17 protein-coding genes and 2 pseudogenes are annotated in these 14436 nt (G+C 64.8%); 9 read left to right on the forward strand and 10 right to left on the reverse strand.

The window, feature by feature from the left end; genetic code table 11:
- Positions 1-410 precede the first annotated feature (410 nt).
- The 3 genes from GFS60_RS38750 to GFS60_RS38755 are packed head-to-tail and all read right to left on the reverse strand — an operon-like array spanning position 411 to position 1021.
- The gene (locus GFS60_RS38750; protein ID WP_201453680.1) at positions 411-557 is read right to left on the reverse strand and encodes a hypothetical protein; all 147 of its coding nucleotides are present in this window, start codon (positions 555-557) and stop codon (positions 411-413) included.
- An 18-nt stretch (positions 558-575) separates the two neighbouring features.
- Positions 576-854 (reverse strand): Lsr2 family DNA-binding protein, encoded by a 279-nt coding sequence (locus GFS60_RS31210; protein ID WP_236603575.1) that lies wholly within the window; start codon positions 852-854, stop codon positions 576-578.
- Positions 851-1021 carry a hypothetical protein gene (locus tag GFS60_RS38755; protein ID WP_201453681.1) on the reverse strand — a complete coding sequence of 57 codons (171 nt, stop codon included), beginning with the start codon at positions 1019-1021 and terminating at the stop codon, positions 851-853. The genes GFS60_RS31210 and GFS60_RS38755 overlap by 4 nt, the downstream gene beginning before the upstream one ends.
- 135 nt (positions 1022-1156) lie before the next feature.
- On the opposite strand from GFS60_RS38755, the gene GFS60_RS38760 reads away from it, so the two are divergent.
- Positions 1157-1309 carry a hypothetical protein gene (locus GFS60_RS38760; RefSeq protein ID WP_201453682.1) on the forward strand — a complete coding sequence of 51 codons (153 nt, stop codon included), beginning with the start codon at positions 1157-1159 and terminating at the stop codon, positions 1307-1309.
- A 37-nt stretch (positions 1310-1346) separates the two neighbouring features.
- Here GFS60_RS38760 and GFS60_RS31215 read toward each other — a convergent pair whose 3' ends face one another.
- Positions 1347-1619: a hypothetical protein gene (locus tag GFS60_RS31215; protein ID WP_236603576.1), complete on the reverse strand. Its 273-nt coding sequence runs from the start codon at positions 1617-1619 to the stop codon at positions 1347-1349.
- Positions 1620-2014: 395 nt separating this feature from the next.
- On the opposite strand from GFS60_RS31215, the pseudogene GFS60_RS31220 reads away from it, so the two are divergent.
- A pseudogene (locus GFS60_RS31220) lies at positions 2015-2548 on the forward strand (Rv1733c family protein); the annotation flags it as partial.
- A 122-nt stretch (positions 2549-2670) separates the two neighbouring features.
- On the opposite strand, the gene GFS60_RS31225 reads toward GFS60_RS31220, so the two are convergent.
- The gene (locus GFS60_RS31225) at positions 2671-2922 is read right to left on the reverse strand and encodes a hypothetical protein (RefSeq protein WP_159928026.1); all 252 of its coding nucleotides are present in this window, start codon (positions 2920-2922) and stop codon (positions 2671-2673) included.
- A gap of 314 nt (positions 2923-3236) precedes the next feature.
- On the opposite strand from GFS60_RS31225, the gene GFS60_RS31230 reads away from it, so the two are divergent.
- Together GFS60_RS31230 and GFS60_RS31235 are read left to right on the forward strand one after the other, a co-directional pair.
- A complete protein-coding gene (locus tag GFS60_RS31230; protein WP_159928027.1) occupies positions 3237-3917 on the forward strand; it encodes a PAS and ANTAR domain-containing protein in 681 nt (226 codons plus the stop codon).
- Between the two features lie 287 nt (positions 3918-4204).
- Positions 4205-4666: a hypothetical protein gene (locus GFS60_RS31235; RefSeq protein ID WP_159928029.1), complete on the forward strand. Its 462-nt coding sequence runs from the start codon at positions 4205-4207 to the stop codon at positions 4664-4666.
- Between the two features lie 236 nt (positions 4667-4902).
- Here GFS60_RS31235 and GFS60_RS31240 read toward each other — a convergent pair whose 3' ends face one another.
- Positions 4903-5394 carry a hypothetical protein gene (locus GFS60_RS31240; protein ID WP_159928031.1) on the reverse strand — a complete coding sequence of 164 codons (492 nt, stop codon included), beginning with the start codon at positions 5392-5394 and terminating at the stop codon, positions 4903-4905.
- A gap of 513 nt (positions 5395-5907) precedes the next feature.
- Positions 5908-6090: a hypothetical protein gene (locus tag GFS60_RS31245; protein ID WP_159928033.1), complete on the reverse strand. Its 183-nt coding sequence runs from the start codon at positions 6088-6090 to the stop codon at positions 5908-5910.
- 491 nt (positions 6091-6581) lie between these two features.
- On the opposite strand from GFS60_RS31245, the gene GFS60_RS31250 reads away from it, so the two are divergent.
- Positions 6582-7031 (forward strand): excalibur calcium-binding domain-containing protein, encoded by a 450-nt coding sequence (locus GFS60_RS31250; RefSeq protein WP_236603577.1) that lies wholly within the window; start codon positions 6582-6584, stop codon positions 7029-7031.
- A 947-nt stretch (positions 7032-7978) separates the two neighbouring features.
- On the opposite strand, the gene GFS60_RS31255 is transcribed toward GFS60_RS31250, so the two are convergent.
- Positions 7979-8536 (reverse strand): RES family NAD+ phosphorylase, encoded by a 558-nt coding sequence (locus tag GFS60_RS31255; RefSeq protein WP_159928035.1) that lies wholly within the window; start codon positions 8534-8536, stop codon positions 7979-7981.
- Positions 8537-8983 (reverse strand): antitoxin Xre/MbcA/ParS toxin-binding domain-containing protein, encoded by a 447-nt coding sequence (locus GFS60_RS31260; RefSeq protein ID WP_236603578.1) that lies wholly within the window; start codon positions 8981-8983, stop codon positions 8537-8539.
- A gap of 238 nt (positions 8984-9221) precedes the next feature.
- Between GFS60_RS31260 and GFS60_RS31265 the strand changes: the two genes are divergently transcribed.
- A complete protein-coding gene (locus GFS60_RS31265) occupies positions 9222-9605 on the forward strand; it encodes a hypothetical protein (protein WP_159928037.1) in 384 nt (127 codons plus the stop codon).
- Positions 9606-10214: 609 nt separating this feature from the next.
- On the opposite strand, the gene GFS60_RS31270 is transcribed toward GFS60_RS31265, so the two are convergent.
- Positions 10215-10502 (reverse strand): hypothetical protein, encoded by a 288-nt coding sequence (locus GFS60_RS31270; protein ID WP_159928039.1) that lies wholly within the window; start codon positions 10500-10502, stop codon positions 10215-10217.
- Positions 10503-10677: 175 nt separating this feature from the next.
- On the opposite strand from GFS60_RS31270, the pseudogene GFS60_RS31275 reads away from it, so the two are divergent.
- The 3 genes and pseudogenes from GFS60_RS31275 to GFS60_RS31285 all read left to right on the forward strand — a co-directional run.
- Positions 10678-10944 (forward strand): annotated as a pseudogene (locus GFS60_RS31275) (hypothetical protein); the annotation flags it as partial.
- Between the two features lie 267 nt (positions 10945-11211).
- Positions 11212-12954, forward strand: coding sequence for a sigma-54-dependent Fis family transcriptional regulator (locus GFS60_RS31280; protein ID WP_236603579.1), 1743 nt, complete (start codon positions 11212-11214; stop codon positions 12952-12954).
- 687 nt (positions 12955-13641) lie between these two features.
- Positions 13642-14313, forward strand: coding sequence for an HAD family hydrolase (locus tag GFS60_RS31285; protein ID WP_236603660.1), 672 nt, complete (start codon positions 13642-13644; stop codon positions 14311-14313).
- The last annotated feature ends 123 nt before the right edge of the window (positions 14314-14436 follow it).

Consider the following 14436-nt stretch of genomic DNA (forward strand, 5'->3'; position numbering starts at 1 on the left):
CGCTCGACCCCCGCAGGATCACCCGTGCAGCCTCGCCGGGATCCGTTCTGGCGATAAGTTCCTCGAACGACCGCGCAACCTCGTCACCATCGACGCCCACCGCATGACCAGCCGTACGAGCGATCGAGGTGCGCACGCCACCGGGAACAACACCGGCACCTTCACCGGATGGCGACCTACCTGCCTCTCTTGGTGCAGCGATCGCACGAGATCGTTCGACACTGCTCAGCTCATCGAGAACCTCATCGAGCGCGGTCGTCGGGATGCGAAAGTCTCACCCTCGGACGCACAAAGTCGTCCGCGTATATGCGAGCATCGAGTCCACACTCGGGTTCGATCGCTCACGGCCTCATCCTGCCCTGAGCGGGCGGTCATCAGAGCGCGCCGCTCGACACACACGAGAGGCACCGTCAGTGCGGCGCAACATCCTTGCCACGAGGGGGGACTTGGCGTTCGAGCAACTCAGCACGCTCCTCGATGGTGACCTCCACGGTGCCGAACATGGGATCACCCGAGACGGCATGCCGCGGCGACAGGAGTCGGTCGGTCACGCTCATCAGCGGACCCCCACCCGTTCAACCGAGCGGGAGCGGCAACTTTGCCGCAGCGTCCTGGAATGCTCGCACAATCGCGGCCGAAATCCGACCGCGGACGGACACTTCACGGCCCTCCCCGATTGCCCACTCGCGAATCTCCTTGGTCGTCGCCTTCGCCGGAGCGGTGCCCGCCGCCGCTCCGGTCACCGGAGCCTTCTTCGCGGCCGTCGCTTCCGCAGCCGACTCCGCAGCCGCCGACCTCGCGCCCGACGTCTTCGCCGGAGCCTTCCTGGCAGCCTTCTTTTGTCCGGAGGTCAACCGACCAAGGGACGGTAACTCCCGAGCTTGAGGAGGGACCGCACGTATCCCGCCTCGGCTACCGCCGTCACCTCGTCGAGGTAAGCCAGGGCGGCCGGATCGGCGGCCTCCAGGTCGAGGCACATCTGCTGCGCGATCCACCGTCGGATCGCCTCGTGGGAGGTCATCTCACATCACCATCTATGGGGTACCCACCGTGGTCGGCGCCCACCCATCCGGCCTGCCGAAAAAGGCGTCCAAACGATGAGCCTTCCGTAGAGGCGATTCCCACCCGCGCCGAGGCCAGAGCAAGACTCCCAACCGTGGTCGCTTCCCAGCCGAGAGCACCGACATACGAGTTGCACTCCGCTGTCCCGCTTACGCTGGTGGAAAAGCTCGACGACGAGGAATTTCAGGCCTCACTGCGCCACCGCGATGTGTGGTTGCGGACGCCGATCACCGAACATCCACGATGAAACCGAAGTCATCGAGGAACGAGTCGACGACACGTGCTCATCCGCGGTCGGCAAGAGCACCTGCGGCATCGATGATGATGTCCGGTGGTGTACCCGTTCGACCAGTATCACGGCGCGTTCGTCTCGGCCGCGCCGGCACCGCGCCGCGGTCGGGATACCGACCAGGATGGTCGTGCAGGTCATCCGCGAGTCGCGGTAATCGCGCCACGCGCACCCGGCCGGCGAGTCGTTCCTGGTTGATTGCCGCCCACCCGGTGGCCTGCGTGTCGAGGACCGCGACCGTGATGTCCTCACCCACGCCCCGCCCCATTGCACAGCAGCTTGCTCCCTATATTTCCGTGTACCGCGTCTTCCCTCTTCTCGACGAACGACCGATACCCAGGTTGAGATGGAGAGCGGACGTGTCGGCACACCCGGGTTCACCACTCGGCAAACGGATGGGACAAGATCGCGCCCCGCCCCCGATCACTCCGGGCAGTCACCACACTGGCCTGCCTATGGGTGTCGACGCAGAGACAAGGCTCGGCGATCCCCGCAACCTCGAGATCATCTCCCGGAACGTCGGGCGACAGCACCGCAGATTTCGTCGCACAATCGAGGAAGAAGGAAGAAAAGCGGAACCTGCTGGGGGTGAGAGAAATGCGCCCGGAGGAATCGGCTCCTGTTCCCACACCGATCCGGTGATGGCGGCTCCGTCCCTGGAGCAGCAACCACCTGATGCGCCGAAGCGACCGCCTCGAGGCCATCCTGGTATTGCTCGCCGCACTACTGGTCCTGTTGGCGATTCCCGTCGCCGCGTTCGGAACTGCGACACATACCCGGCTCGAAGACCAGACCCAGGCACTGCGCGCCGGCGTGCGTCAGGTGCCGGCCGTTCTGCTCGAGGACACACACCCCGCACCCGACAACCTCTCGGTTCGCTCCGCCGGCACAGAGAACACTGCCCAAGCCCGCTGGTCCACCCCGCACGGGCACCGCACCGCACCAGTGCCCACCGACGCGAACGCACAGTCGGGTCAGACGATCACCATCAGCGTCGACGCCGACGGCAACCTCACCGACCCCATCCCCAGCAGCCGGGACAACACCGTGCTGGCCGTGAGCGCCGCATTCGGAGTATGGGCAACCGCCGCCGGCGCCGTCCTGCTCCCCACCGCCCTCGCACACACACTGCTCAACCGAAACCGGTTGCGGCAGTGGGGACAAGAGTGGACACAGTTCGACATGCCACCGAGATAACCCACCACCCACAACGCTGGACCGGCCACTCCCCGCCGACGGGACGCGCACCGCCACAGCGTCCGCCGGGCGCTGATCTGGCAACGCGATAGTCCAGTCCAGTACTGGACGGGGATGACCTCTCAGCTGGTCTCTGGCGGGGTGGGTTCGATGTCACCATCGTCGACGAAGACCAGCCGTCCGTCATCGGCCGCCACGGCCCACCGGCGCACCGGGGCCCAATCGTGCCCGGCACCACTGCCCGCTTCGGCGGCGTAATCGTCGACAACCACCCCCAGGACCCAGTCCGAACCGGCGGCACTGCCGCCCACCCGGACCCGCACCCGCGCCCCCGGCACGATCGCGTCATGGTCCTTCTCCGGTGTGTCGGGCATGGACCTGATTGTCGCATCCGACCCCGCTCCGGGAAGGACGGAGCGCTACGCGTGGTTGCTGGTCGGTACCGTGGCCGGAAATGGGCCCGATCACGAGCCACTGGCCCAACAACAGGTACCTCCCTCCCCCGGCTCGGTACCCGAATGCTCGACCAGGGCTGCGCAGCGATACCAAGAGCGGTGCAACGTCGGGCAGGAATTCGCGGGGCTAGCGGATCGAACGTGCCCAACTCCATGCCCTCATATAGCGACTCCTCCCGCACCCGACGTGACAGACTTCCCATAGATGCTTCGTGCTGCGAACAACACGAAGAATGGGAAACGGATCGGTTGTGGGTGTGGATCGCACGGTGGATCAGGTCTTCGGGGCAGGTGACCCACAGCGGGTCGGAAGCTTCCGCTTCTACCTCGACGGCGAGCGGTGGGAATGGTCCGATGCCGTGGCACAGATGCACGGATACACCCCCGGCACCATCACCCCCACCACCGAACTACTCCTCTCCCACAAACACCCGGACGACCAACGGCAGGTCGCGAAGATCCTCGAACGAATGATCTCCGACGCGGAACCGTTCAGCAGCCGGCACCGCATCATCGATACCACCGGCCGCACCCGTCACGTCATCGTCGTCGGCGACCGCCTGCTCGATAACACCGATGCGGTGATCGGCACCTCCGGGTTCTACATCGACGTCACCGACACCCTCGACACGGACCTACAGGAATCGGTGACCGAAGCGGTCGACGAGCTGGAAAAGACGCGGGCCGTCATCGAACAAGCCAAAGGGGCGCTGATGCTCGTCTACGGCATCTCCGCCGACCGCGCCTTCGACGTGCTGACCTGGCGCTCGCAACACACCAACACCAAGCTCCGGGCCATCGCCACCCAACTCGTACAGGAACTGGCAACCAATGCCGGCAGCCCGAGCGAGTCATTCCGTGCACGATTCGATCATCTCCTGATCACCGTCCACGAACGCATCCCACAACAATGAGCGCGGCCCCGCGGGCTGGGAACACAACCCGCGGGACCTTAATCAGCCCCTGAACCGGTATCAGACCCAACCCTGTTCCGCGAATGCCCCCCAAATCTCGATGCCACACACGTGAGGAGCCTGAAAAAAAACCCGGAGCGGGTTCGCGCACCGAATTCGGCGTGGGTGTGGTGGGGGGCCAGAGCACAGGAATGACGCCGTCCCGGCCGCCTCGTTTCGGCGGCCCCGGGCACCTTCATCACATTCCGTGCTCGAAACCTGATCGATGACCGAGGATCATCGGTGTCATGCGCAGATGGCGGTGGCCGGCGCTTGCACCACCAGCGACCGGCGGGAACCGGGTACACGGCCCCAGCCTTCTCGCCGCCTCACCCTGCGTCCGGCTCGAACTCTCGGAAATCGTCGCCTACCCCAGCGGCATGCAGCTACTGCTCGCCCTGACGGCCACCGATATCAGCGCCCAGATCGCATGCCACGAAACCCGTGCCCTGACCGACCGCAACGACTTCTCCGCGCACTGGTCCTACCTGACCGTCCAGATCGGGGTGGACGATCTCCACGGTGAAGCCGACCCGTACTGCCCCGTGACCACGGCAGCCGGTTCGGGGACGACAACGTTCTACCGAACCGTGCCGGGATACTGGATCCGCACCCCCACTTCCGGCGTTGTCACCCTCACGGCCGCGTGGCCACTGATCGGACTCGAACCCATCACCACCACCCTCGGGGTCGCCACAGTCGTCGAATGACAACCGGCCAGACACGACGCTCTCGTCGACCCCGCCGCCGAGGCGATGCTGCCCGAGTTGCTTCGCGCCCGGTTCGACCACCTGCTCCTGACCGCACACAAAGACCCGATAGATGACTAGTGGCACAGGATTGACGTGGTGCCCAGTCGATGAGCAGTCAACCCGCACGCTTCGGACCGAGACCTGCGCAGCGGGAAACTCGTCTCTTCCGAACTTCCCAGCCAAGCCACCCGTCGCTATGTGGTGGTGATGTCGGGTGGGTCGGGCAGGTCGACATCGAGAACGAAGTCGAGCCAGATAATCGCGTCGGCCAGGGTTTCCGCCCGTAGGGTGATGTCGAATTGTTCGGCGGCGGTGAGCAACCGCTTCCCTTCCGTGAGATCCTCGGCGACGAAGGCCGACACCGTCCGCAGCACCCAACGCTCCGACGCGGGCAAGGCCTCGACGTCGACATATCCGCCGCCGTCCGTGAAGCGGAGTTGCAAGATCAATTCCTCTCCTGGGCCTGCGGCACCCAGGCGCGCGATGATGACGCCGACGATGGCATCGACGACCCAGGTGAGGACGTCGCGATAGGCTGGCCGACCGTTGGTGGGGTGCGGTTCGACGCACACTTCGGAGATCTCACGCGAGAACCGGGCGGCATCACGGTCGCCGACCAGCTGCATCAGCCGACCGCCCAGAGCTGCGGCCGGCGGGCTGGTAGGGCGGCCTGCGTTCGATCCCATACCCGAGAGTGCCCGGTCCCGGGCATCACCACGCAACTCGGTCGACGCCCCCGTGTCCCTTGACAGCTTCGTCGACAAAGGTCTTGATCCGGCCCCAGCAGTGGCAGGGGTCCTCTCGGCGACTGGTTCCATGAGGGTGGCAGAAATCAGATCGGGACGGTCCCATGCGCGTAGCAGGCGACACCGTTCTCCCGCGAACAGAGACAAGGAGGCATCACGCACGCCGCGGCCCCCGCCCCGTCCACTTGCTGTGTCAGCTATTCGACTGACATAGGCCACCCAAACATGTCTGTGACCCGCCACCACAGGAATAGCAGGATCGGCAACGGTAGTTAATATGCGACCTCCCAACACTTTTCGCAATCGATTCACGACTCTCGCGAGTTCCGAAAGAGGAACCGTGACCGCGCCCCTTGGGGTGCCACAGTGTGGCGGAACTCAACACGGTGAGATCGAGGATGCCCCCACGACAGAGCGTTGGTGATCGGTGACTCGATGTCCTTTCGGGGTGTTTCAGCGAAGAGAGACGGCCAGCACGATCGCCAGGACAACGGCCATCAGCTCGATAGTTCCCAAGATCATTGCGGCCACCGCGAGACCGGACCCGGTTTCGTGCTCGCGGCCAGGCCCATACCGCCCGCCGGCCACCCGCAGCCAACGGCAGTGACGAAGATCGGGAACTGCATCCATCGGCATCGAAGAGCGGCCTCCTTCACAATGCCGCTACCGAGGTCGCGACGACCGAGCATCCTGTGCCACAAACGGTTGGGCGCCTCCGGAGAGTGCCGCCCGTACCGCGGCCAGTTTGAGTGTCGTTCACCCCGCCAGCACGGACGCCGCCCCTCGAGGGTGCGCAATCGACACGTCGAACCGCAGCGGGCGGGCGCCACGATGGACCTCGTACGTTCGGCGCCAACCTTTCAGCGCGAGCCTGTAACGACCCGTATGCCCGAAACGACTTTCACGGCGACTCCGCCGACCGGACCCCCGACTTCGGTCGGCGGCGTCACCGAAGCAACGACACAACGCCCTTAACCTCCGTTGCCCCGAGTCCGGGAAGGAACCGGAATCGCGTGAGAGCGTGGGAAACGAGTGGCCTCCAGCGGTCGGGGTAACTGCGCGGAAAGTAGGACATGTCGGTCACTCGACCGATACCCGGCGCCCTGTTTGTCTGATTACCTTCCAGGGTGAAGAAGACGATCCTCGGGATGGCGGTTGTGGCCCTCGCTGCACTCATCAGCGGCTGCGGCAGTGATGGCACACAGTCCGACAGCACGCCGACCACCACGGCAACCATCGCACGACTGGTCGACGCGTCGAGTGCCCGGCCAACGACCACCGCGAGCGCAACGTCGACCACGCCCGCCGCGAACCTTCCTCTCACCAGCTCCGCGGCAGTCCTACCGCCCGTGGCCCCCGTCGCCCCCACCACCACCGTTGCTATTGCCCCACCACCAGCACCCATGGTGATCCCGCCGAATCCCCCGGCACCGATCCCCACCGTCCCGCAGTCATCCGTCAGCTACGGGTCCTGCGCCGACGCGAAAGCAGCCGGGGCAGCACCGATCTATCAGGGCGAACCCGGATACTCGACGAAGCTCGACCGCGACAAGGACGGCATCGCCTGCGACAAGTGACCGGCCCCGTCGCGATCACCGGACTTTCTGACCGCACACACCATCCAGCCGAAGTTACCAACAGCGTTCCCGGAGCCAGGACCGCGGACACCGCACACCGCTGCAGTCGAAAGTGCTGATGTCCGCACCCGTGATCATCCGGATGAGCGACACTTCGGCGAAAGCAGTGCGGAGAGCAGCGCGGTCTTGGAGATGTCGCTGCCGCAAAATCCCCTCGGCCACAACCGCACCCACCGATCACCCGACGTACAGGTAGCCGCCGAGGTGTGATCCACCGAGTAGATGTGGTTGTCGTGGACGGGTCGAACTCGGCCCTGCCGCGGCACCCGCATCGTGCGGGGGTCGATGGCAGTCGAGTGGAACACCGTTCGGGAAGGGGCTGCCCGCGCGGTGGAACCGCCACAACTCGGTGCCAGCCGCGGTGTGCACGGGTGCGCCGTGAGAGGTTCGCACTCGCTCACACGCCCCCGACGGACCGCGTCGAGGACGTTGTCGCCCGCAATCTCGGTCAGCTCACCAGCCTCGAGATCCTCGAGCGGGCTGCGACCATCGAGGATCTCCGAACCCGTCGGCCACCACGACGACGCACCGTACAGGCCCTGCGCCCATCGCGAACCGCCGGTTCGCGTACTTCACCAGGTCATGGATTTGCGCCGCGCCCGGTCTAACTGGAACGCAGGGCACCGGTAGTTCAGGGGGTCCCGATCGGTAATCCGATCAGCTTCCCTTCTTTACGCCGCTTCTGTGCGACGCTGCGGATCGGCTCACTCGTCCGTGGTGTCCGCACTCGTCCGGGCTCGTCGCCGGCGCGGTCGTCGTCCTGCTCGCGCACCTGATTCAGAAACGGAAGAAGCGCGCCACTTGGCCGCGGTGGCCGACACCGCCCGCCCACCGCGTCGCCCGAACTTCGCTCCGTTCACGCGCGGGGCAACAAGTCCCGGCACCCGTCACATAACGATGCGCTGCAAGGCTTTCGCCGAGTCGAGGATCGCCGGATGCTCCAGGTCCAGGGGTTCGACCCGCACCAGTTCGGGTCGCAGCGGGGAAGCCAGCACCGACCACTGCGGGCGGTGATACGACCACCACGACACCGCCTGCCACGCCCGATCCCCCGTGTGGGGTTCGGTCTCCGACCAGATCCGATGCCCCCACCCCTGAGTGACCGTCAGATTCCGGGTCACCACCTGGGTCGGTCGCAACCCCAACCGCACCAACTGCGCCGGATTGTCCAGATCGAGGACCCGCAGATCATCGGGCAACTCGAACACCCCGAGCGCGCGCCGGGACCCCGGCAGCAGCGGGAACTCCAGCATCGACGCCTCCCAGCGGGCGAGGTTCCCGAAACTTTCCCCGCAGGCCGCCTCCGCCAGTCGGGAGAGGTACCAGACGTGATAATCCGGGTGATCGATCCGGCCGCCGCGCTGCGGCCGATGCTCATACATGGGGTGCCCCGGCTGTCCCGGTGCCGCCGCGGACAGATACGGGAAGATGCGGTAGACCAGCACTCAGGCGGCCCCGCCCCACGCCTGCGCATCCAACGCTTCGAGCACCGGAGCAGGCCCGGACAGCTGCAGCACATCGAGCGGACGCGCACCGTCGAGATACGCGTTTGCGCTCTCGAGCCAGGTGTGGGCGGCCGTCTCCCCCCAGACCAGGCGGGCACGGGCCAGCACATGCTCGAGGTCGATCAACAACGGCGCAGCGGCCGGACCCGGCCGCTCCACACCCTTGATCCACCGCGAGGGCTGTGACCGGTTCACCCCGACGATCGCCGCAAGCTGCGCTCCACCGAAAGCGCCGGTCAGGTACCGCACCCGCTCCGCCGACAACGGATCATCGGCGGCCACCCGCGGCGACCTCCCCGCGTGGCCGCTCGCCCGCGCCGCACGCCCTGCGGCCTTCTTCGCCGCAGCCGCCGTCACTGCCTCGTCTCGCGCCTTGACCGTCGCCATACACCCATCCTACCCAACATTTGTGTTGGGTAACACCCGGTCCCCGCGGCCGTGACCCTGAGCCGGGACGGACCACACCGAAGGACCACCATTAAATGGCTAGCGAACCGCCTGACCTGCTCCTGATTACGCCAGAATCCTCGATTCCCGATCAGTCACCCGAAGCGGCCGCTCGACATGGGACAACGACTAACGTGAGGACACACTCTCCGCACCTTCCCTGAGCAAGGAGTCCGACATGGCCCCGCCGATCCCCTCCGGACGGCATACCGGCGCCGCCCTCGCTTCGGCCGCGGCCACGGTTCTGATCGGCTCAACCCCCGCCGGCGCCGACCCCGCCACCCCGCCGATTCCTCGCGGCTCCCTCGTGTTCGTCAACGACGTGCTCGGTCCGCAGGACCCCGGCTTCTGGAACCCCGACGTGCCGGGAACCCGCGTTCTGACTCCACTCGAGCCCGGGGTGAGCGTGCTGTGCACAAGCGGCTTCGAACCGACCCCCGGCTGCTCGACACTCGACATGCGCGACTGGACCTCCCCGCAGCGCTCCCTCGTATTCGTCGACGTACCCGTGATCGGACGGCCACCACTGCGCGTGTGGATGGACATCCTCCCCCGCCTGTGATGAGGGCGCCCTGGGACAACTAATGGAACACCTCTTTGCTCGTTGACACAGGGCCTTCCCCGGTGCGTGCCAGCCGCCACCCTCGGTGGGCTACGAAAAGCCCCGTGCGCCAACCATCGCCGCGCCAACGAGAACGAAAAGCGATGACCAGATAGAGCCGCGGGGAGCCGCCAGGGTCGTATCCGCTTCCCGGGCGCGAACAGATTCACCGGTAAACAGTCTCCGCGGTTGTGGGTGGACACCTCATTTCTGCAGGCGCTTTCGCGCCGGCAACAACGTTGATACGCAGGCCCGAGCAACCTGATCACCACATCAACCACCCGAGCATCCGGGCCAACCAACACCCGCGCCTTGCCCCGCTCGACACCCCGCAGGATCACCCGTGCAGCCTCGCCGGGATCCGTTCTGGCAGTGCGTTCCTCGATCGACCGCGCAGACTCGTCGGGTCCCGAGACATGCCGCATGACCCAGCCGTACGAGCGATCGAGGTGCGCATGCCGCCGCGAACAACACACGTCAAGGTCTGCTGCGGTTCGATCGCCACGGCCTCATCCTGGCCTGAGCGGGCGGTCAGCAGAGCGCGCCGCTCGACACACACGAGAGGCACCCTCAGTGCAGCGCAGCATCCTGGTCACGGGGAGGGACTTGGCGTTCGAGCAACTCAGCAGGCTCCACGATGGTGCTCCCCGCGGTGCCGAACATCGGATCACCCGAGACGGCATGCCGCGGCAAAAGGAGTCGGTCGGTCACGCTCAACAGCGGCCCCCCACCCGTTTCAACCGAGCGGGAGCGGCAACTTCGCCGCAGCGTCATGGAATGCTCCGAGACGCGGAAGGCCCGGACTTCCGGATTCCGACCACCGCCCTCGACCAGGTCCTCGACGAACTCAACCGCCACGACCGACAACACTGACACGCGCCACCTGCCCGTTCTCAGGGACGAGCCGGGTACCGCACCAGCACCACCCCATCGGCGGGGAAGAAGCAGTGATGTCGGACCCCGCCCGTACCCGCACGGACGGGAGGAGGCCGCGATGACGACCGCCACCGACCCGGCGCTGCCCCCGCCCGGAATGCCCTCCCCCGTCCCCGTCCGGTCGCTCGAGCAACTCGCCCTCATCGGGTGCGCCGCAACCAATCCGTGCTCCGGAACGGTCGTGGCGGTCCTGGCTCGACAACCCACCGTGGTAGCCCGGTTCGAATCCAAACGCTACCGAAGGGGTGAATCACAGTGCGCGCCATGGATCGGCGGGGTGAGCTCGACCGGGCACGGATCCTTCCGAGCCGCCAGCCTGCCTGGACCGTCCCGCCGCGGCACCGTCCCGGCCCACCTGTTCGCGCGCGTCGAGTCACCCGTCGACGAAGTCGGACATAATCTTCCTCACGCTCTCGCCTGCGGACTGTAGCAAAATGGGACACTGCCACCGATGTGAGCCAAGTTACATTGCCGGGAGAAAATCGGGCTCCGGGAATCCCCTGACCAGTTATGTAAGGTGGTTATGAGTATCGACAAGGCGCGCCGCGGGCCATGGAACGAACGTGACCGACTCTGGACGAGCGAACGTGACCGATTCTGGACATCAGCGCCATCACGAGAGAACCCAGAGTTGAGCAATCTCCGACCCGAGATCGAAGCGTCGTGGCGGCGGTGTGAAGTTATCGGCGTCTCGTCCGGCGATGACGACCTTCCCTACACGCCGGACGTGGATCGCGACAGCCGGTTGAGAAGAGCCGCCGATCCCGTGATCGACAACCTCGTCCTCCATCTGCTGGACGCCCCCGCGACCATCCTGCTGGCCGATTCCGCCGCGCAGATCGTCGACCGCAGGGCTGGCAACGCTGGGTTGCGAGCGCGTTTGGACCGCGCCTACGTGGCACCCGGATTCCGGTATGCCGAGGAGGACACCGGCACCAACGGGATCGGCACCGCGTTGGAGGAGCGACGACCGTTCCAGGTCAGCGGTGGCGAGCACTACCGTGAGGCGCTACAGAGCCTGGCGTGCGTCGGTGTTCCCATCATCCATCCGATCACCCGCACCGTGGAGGGGATACTCGACATCACCTCCAACCTGTCGGATTCCAACGCGCTGATGGGCGCCCTGGCGAAATCAGCCGTTCGCGAAATTCAGTCGCGCCTCTATGCCGAGTCCTCCGATCGCGAGCAACGGCTTCTCCAGTCCTTCCTGCAGGCCTCTCGCCGCGGCTCCTCCGCAGTGGTGTCCTTGAACCAGGATGTCATCATGACCACTCCGATGGCCGCGCAGATCATCGACACGTCCGACCAAGCGCTCCTCTGGGATTGGGCATGCCGAATGCTCGCCGGCCGCGACGAATTCATCGGGGAAGTCAGGCTCGCCGACAACGTCACGGTATCCGCGACTGCACGTAGAGTCGGAGACTCCCGATCGCCGGCGGGCATCGTCATCGAGATGCGGCAGCATCTCCGCGATACGAAGAAGTCGTCCGCCCGTCAATTGGCGTCAGCCTCCGCCGTCGAAAAACGCGCGGAGACTGTCAAGATTCCCGGCCGCAGCTTGTCGACGAAACGACTGCAGACCGAACTCGAGCGGCTCGCCTCGATCGACGCGCCTGTCCTCGTCACCGGAGAACCCGGCGTCGGCAAGTTCTTCGCCGCAAGCGCCCTCCACCGGATGCAGGATGCCGACGGCCGTTTCACCGTGTTCGACGCTGCTACCGCCTCTGTCGACCCCGACGCGTGGATTACCGGACTGATCAATTGGAACAAGGTCGACGGCGCCCTTATCATCCGGCACCTCGATCTCCTGCCGGAAAAACTGGTCCCCAACGTCTGCGCGGTCCTCAGTGAGGCAGTCGACCATCGCGCGCAGATCATTGCCACCGCCGGCGAAGCGATCCGTCAAGGTCCCGCCGGACGACTGTGCGATCACTTCATGCGCCGCATCGAGATCGATCCACTGCGACTCCGGTCCGAAGATATCGCCGACATCAGTGTCGCCCTACTACGTAAGCACTCCCCCGACCGCAACGGCCTGCGACTGCAACCCGCTGCTCTGCAACTGCTGGTCGCGCGGGACTGGCCGGGAAATGTCCGAGAACTCGAATCGGTTCTGGCGTCCTCGCTCCTGCGGTCGATGGGCTCCGACATCGGAGTGCAGCATCTACCCGACGGATACCGCGACGGTGATCTACGCCGCCGAAATGCGTCGACATCTCTCGAATTGGCGGAGAGTGACGCGTTGCTCAAAGCACTCGTCGAGACCGACGGCAACAAACTACTGGCTGCGCAACGCCTGGGGGTAGCTCGCTCCACCCTCTACCGCAAAATGCGCGCCCTGGGGATCGACGGAAGCCGGTTCCTTCCGCAGTAACGCCAGTCGATGACGGAACCGTGCCGAGCGCGAGATGGAGCGTCAGTCACCGGCTCGCGCCCAGGCCTCGAGCATCCGCCTCGCAATCGAGGCTGCACCGGGCAACAACATGTGCACCTCCGTCGAACTCGTCCAATCCCCGGCACAGCCGGTGACTTGCAGTGACGCGTCGCGCACAGCGCGATTAACAGCGCCATCACACGGCAAGATCAGCGCATTACCACACGGGCCATCGAATTTACCTTGATGCACCAGCTAATTGTCAACGACCGCGTTGGCCATCGCGGGCGGAGTACGGCAGTCAGAGCCAACGGGAACTACGGGGTAACGGAAAAGTACCAACGCAAGCAGAATCAAGGCGGAAACTAGAAACCATTCTTGCCAGCTCGTACTCGCCTCGTTCGGATCCACCCTCGCAACGAACGGCCTAAGAAGGTCGAATGCTGCTGCCTTGCACCAAAGATCGGCGACGACTGCGATGTCGACGACGATTCCTATGCGACATCCTTCGAAGCATCACCAGAGGCAGGCGCAAAATAGAAACGTTACTACTATTGCTGTCTTGAGGGTCTCCGGCTATCGTTATCCCACAACATGGGTGAGGAGCATCACGTGTTCGAACCCACCACACGCTTTACATGACGGACTTCAATAGTCCCCGAGATCTGAGGTGGGATGGGCGTGCAGATGCAGCAGCAGAGCATTCCGGCAGTCAAAGGTGGGAGCAGACTCCACGTGTTCGATATGGACGGGACGCTCCTGATGGGTGCTGCAACGGTAGAACTTTCCCGGTTCTTAGGCTGCTTTGATACCGCATTCGCCCTTGAAGAGGCGTGGCTGCGTGGGGAGATCAGCGAGGTTGCCTTCTGGAACAAGGCCTTAGAGTTATGGGCAGGAGCCAGCGAAGACCAGATTGATGGGGCCTTTGAGGCGGCCGTTTGGCTCGAAGGCATACCTGAGGTCTTCGCTGACATTGCTGCCCGTGATGAGCGGTGCATAGTGATTTCGCAATCGCCCTACTTTTTCGTTCGAAGGTTGGAACGGTGGGGGGCACATGCAACATTTGGGTCGCGAATAGAACTAGGAGGGGAAGTCACTGAAAACTCAACCTTGACCCTCGAAGATAAAGTGCTCATCACAAAGCGCATGCTTAACGACTGGGGACTGACTGCAGCCGAGTGCGTTGCGTACGGTGATTCGACTTCAGATATCTCTCTTTTTGAATGGCTCCCGAACACGGTTGGCGTCAACGCGAAGGACCCCATTCGCAGCCTCGCAGCCAAACTCTATGACGGCAACGACCTCCGACACGCCTACAGCATCGGACGTCGTCTCATCGCTGGACCACAAGCACTCTGACCGGAAGCAGTGGCGGATAGCTCCGCCCCTCCATTTACCGTCACGTTCGTTGATCCACATTTATTATCAACGTACTGCCAGCATCGTCCAGCGGCCTGGTATGACCACGTGCTCAAGCGGAGC

This window comes from Rhodococcus sp. WAY2 (assembly GCF_009859915.1).
GTDB classification, from domain to species: domain Bacteria; phylum Actinomycetota; class Actinomycetes; order Mycobacteriales; family Mycobacteriaceae; genus Rhodococcus_F; species Rhodococcus_F oxybenzonivorans.